The 3,607-nt window shown below is 66.1% G+C and carries 4 protein-coding genes; 2 read left to right on the forward strand and 2 right to left on the reverse strand.

Annotation, left to right across the window (positions count from 1 at the left end; all coding sequences use genetic code 11):
- Together FV222_RS20160 and FV222_RS20165 are read left to right on the forward strand one after the other, a co-directional pair.
- A partial coding sequence (locus tag FV222_RS20160) for a transglutaminase-like cysteine peptidase (RefSeq protein ID WP_147815477.1) occupies window positions 1-554 on the forward strand: 554 nt, incomplete at its 5' end.
- A 111-nt stretch (window positions 555-665) separates the two neighbouring features.
- Window positions 666-1,010 (forward strand): hypothetical protein, encoded by a 345-nt coding sequence (locus FV222_RS20165; protein ID WP_147753058.1) that lies wholly within the window; start codon window positions 666-668, stop codon window positions 1,008-1,010.
- Window positions 1,011-1,195: 185 nt separating this feature from the next.
- Here the strand turns inward: FV222_RS20165 and FV222_RS20170 are convergent, their stop codons facing one another.
- Window positions 1,196-1,738 carry a MucR family transcriptional regulator gene (locus FV222_RS20170; RefSeq protein WP_147762134.1) on the reverse strand — a complete coding sequence of 181 codons (543 nt, stop codon included), beginning with the start codon at window positions 1,736-1,738 and terminating at the stop codon, window positions 1,196-1,198.
- Window positions 1,739-2,502: 764 nt separating this feature from the next.
- Window positions 2,503-3,607: ABC transporter permease (locus FV222_RS20175; protein WP_147815478.1), on the reverse strand; the 1,105-nt coding region annotated here is incomplete at its 5' end.

Below are 3,607 nucleotides of genomic sequence, written 5' to 3' on the forward strand. Positions count from 1 at the left end.
CGCAGACCCTGGCCTCGCATACAGCCCCCACCTTGGCCGCCGAGCCGGTCGGCGCCGCCAAGCCGATCCTCGCCTGGGTCGGCTTCTGCCAGGGCTACCCGGCCGAGTGCGCGGTGAACGCCGCCGAGCCCGCCCGCATCGCGATGACCCCCGCGATCTGGAACACGATCCAGACGATCAACCGCCGGGTCAACAAGTCGATCGTCGCGATCACCGACATGGACCACCTCGGGGTGCCGGACCGCTGGGACCTCGCCGAGGACGGCTCGGGCGATTGCGAGGACTTCCAGTTGCTCAAGCGCAGCCTGCTCGCCCGCGCCGGCCTGCCGCGCCGCGCCATGCGGATGACCGTGGTCATCGACGAGAAGGGCGAGGGCCACGCCGTCCTCACCCTGATCACCGATCGCGGCGACCTCGTGCTCGACAACAAGACCAGCCAGATCCTGCCCTGGCACCGCACCGGCTACACCTTCATCAAGCGCGAAAGCCAGGACGCCGTCGCCTGGGTGTCGCTCGGCGGCGTCACCTCGCCTGTCACCACCGCCAACCGCTGAAAACCGGCCTCTCGTCCCGAAACGGGACGCAGCGCACGACAGCACGTTGATGAAATCTTCACCGCGTCGGCGCGAGACTCCGGGATCGGAGCCGCCCACCACGACGCGCCCATGATCTCCCATCCCTTCCCGAAACCGTTGCTCGCCGCAGGGCTGGCCATCGCGCTCGCCACTGGACTGCTCGCTGCCGCGAGCCCGGTGAAGGCCGGCGAGGCCGGGACGCGCTACGCCTCCTGGCACGGCTGCCTCGACCGCCACTTCGGGTTGCAAGCCACGATCGGAAGCCGCCCGCTCGCCGCCGACGCGGCGATCGGCGCCTGCCGCGAACCGGAGAGGGCCTACCTTTCCGCCCTCGCAGCCTCGCCGCTGCTCGATGCCGACGACGCGCAGCAAGCCCGCGCCGCCCTGGTCGCGCAAGCCCGCGCCCGCTTGCTCGGACGGCGCGCGGCTCTTTAGGCCGACAGGCATTTCACAAAATCAGTCTTGGATCATCAGTCTTGGACCAGATCGCTCTTGAGCGCACGGCATCCGCGACGCGTGATCCAGACACCACAAAGCATCCGGCTGCCTCTTGAGAATCCAAAAGCCCGGCTCACGACGGGCCGGGCTTCGGGAATTTCGGGCCGGTCCTGTCCGTACCCTTACGCGGCGTCGGCCTTGCGGGTCTGGCTGCCCTTCACGGCGGAGGTCGCCGCCTTGCGGCCGCGGCGGGCGGGGGCGGCGGGCGCCTCCTCGATGTCCTCGGGCGCTTCGGCGGCGGCCGCGCGGCCGGGCTGACCGAGGCCGAGGCTCTTGGCGAGCGCGGAGCGCTGGGCCGAATAGTTCGCTGAGGTGGTCGGATAGTCGGCGGGCAGGCCGTAACGCTCGCGGTAGCTGTGCGGGTCGAGGCCGTGCTTGGTCAGGTGGCGCTTCAGCGTCTTGTAGGACTTGCCGTCGATGAAGCTGACCAGCCCGTCGGGGCGGATCGACTTGCGGATCTGAGCGGTGCTGGGCTTCTCGACCGCCTCGGTGGTGACGGGAGCCGTGCCGGAGCCGACGTTGTTCAGCGCCTCATGGATGCTCGCGATCAGCGCCGGCAATTCGGTGATGGGGACGGAGTTGTTCGATACATAGGCCGCGACGACGTCGACGGTCCGCTCGATATAGTCGTTGCTCGTCTGCGCCGACACTGCAGTTTCAGACATCCGTACGTTCCTTGCCTATTTTCTGACGAAAACCCCAAGCGCAGGAATTATGATGTTTGCCAGAGAAAGCAAGGATGTCCACGGCGTTATCCGGGCTCAACATATGATCATATGTGTGTTTTGCCTGCCGAGTGCGCAGCGTATCCGTGCAACCGGCCTGGTGCGCCCAGCATTGCCTCACTGAGCGCCGCGCGAAATCTGCGCATCCGCGGCAGCGCAGATTTTGCTTTCGCCCGAGACCGTTACCGGACGCCAACATCGGGTCGAGACGGTGCCGAAATGCTGGATGTCGGCATCTTGTTCGGTCTGCACCCTATCCGTTGCCTGGATGTCCATACCACAGCGTGACGCAATGGTGGACAAAATTGTCGCACCAAGATGATGTGATCGCCATATTTTGAATTCGCTCGTACCAGTACAGAAGTACTAAGTAACAGTTTCGTGTACGAAGTGTGGTCGCCGGGAACGGGAGCGCCGCCGCGGATTATTCGACTGCGTCGTCCGTGACGAGGGCGGGCTCGGTCAGCATTGCGCTCGGCCTGGATGAGGCCACGCAACATCGATCGATCCAGCTAGACGGCTTGGCTCGCCAGGCATCGTCGATGCGCCTCAGGGTCGACATCGAAGTCCTGCACGGGCATGTTCCGTGATCAGCAAGTCACGGGACAAGCCCTGATCTGCTGGTCATCGCATGTCCTCGAAGCGAGCCGACATCCACAGCGCCGGAAGTGCTTTCGAGAAGGTCTTGCTGCCGAAAAATCTTGCTAACGAAACGTCTTTCGCGGGTCGAACGCGTCGCGTACCGCCTCGCCGGCGAAGACCAGCAGGCTCAGCATCGCCGCGATCACCAGGAAGCCGGACAGGCCGAGCCATGGCGCGGTGAGGTTGTCCTTGCCCTGCGCCAGCAGTTCGCCGAGCGAGGGGGAGCCCGGCGGCAGGCCGAAGCCGAGGAAGTCGAGCGAGGTCAGGGTGGTGATCGAGCCGTTGAGGATGAACGGCAGGAAGGTCAGCGTCGCCACCATCGCGTTCGGCAGCAGGTGCACGGTCATGATGCGGACGTTGGACAAGCCGAGCGCCCGGGCCGCCCGCACGTATTCGAAGTTTCGCGCCCGCAGGAACTCGGCGCGCACGACGCTGACCAGCGCCACCCACGAGAACAGCAGCATGATGCCGAGCAGCACGAAGAAGCCGGGTGCGATGAAGGCCGAGATGATGATGATCAGGTAGAGCGTCGGGATGCCGCCCCAGACCTCGATGAAGCGCTGGAACGCCAGGTCGACCCAGCCGCCGAAATAGCCCTGCACCGCGCCGGCGACGACGCCGATCAGCGACGAGACGGCGGCCAGGATCAGCCCGAACAGCACCGAGATGCGGAACCCGTAGATCACGCGGGCGAGCACGTCGCGGGTGGTGTTGTCGGTGCCGAGCCAGTGCCAGGGGATGTTGGCGCAGCCCGCGCCCGGCGCCGTCTCGGCGGCCTGGCACTGCGCGTCGGTGAGCATCCAGGTCGGCGGCGAGGGCGAGGGGGTCGGCAATCCATCGTTGATGGTGTCGTAGGAGAACGGGATCGGCGGCCAGATCGCCCAGCCGTTCTCCGCGATCTCCTTGACGATCTCGGGCGTGCGATAGTCGGTGCGCGCCAGGAAGCCGCCGAACTTCTCCTCCGGGTAGTCGATCAGCACCGGAAACAGCCACTCGCCTTTGTAGGAGGCGACGATCGGCCGGTCGTTGGCCAGAATTTCCGCGAAAAGGCTGACGACGAACAGCGACAGGAAGATCAGGAACGAGACGTAGCCGAGCCGGTTCCGGCGGAAGTTCTCGAGCCGGCGCCGGTTGAGCGGCGACAGCCCGCCGCGGCGGGGCGCGAGC

The sequence above is a fragment of the Methylobacterium sp. WL103 genome (genome assembly GCF_008039885.1).
In the GTDB taxonomy this organism is placed as follows: Bacteria; Pseudomonadota; Alphaproteobacteria; order Rhizobiales; family Beijerinckiaceae; genus Methylobacterium; species Methylobacterium cerastii.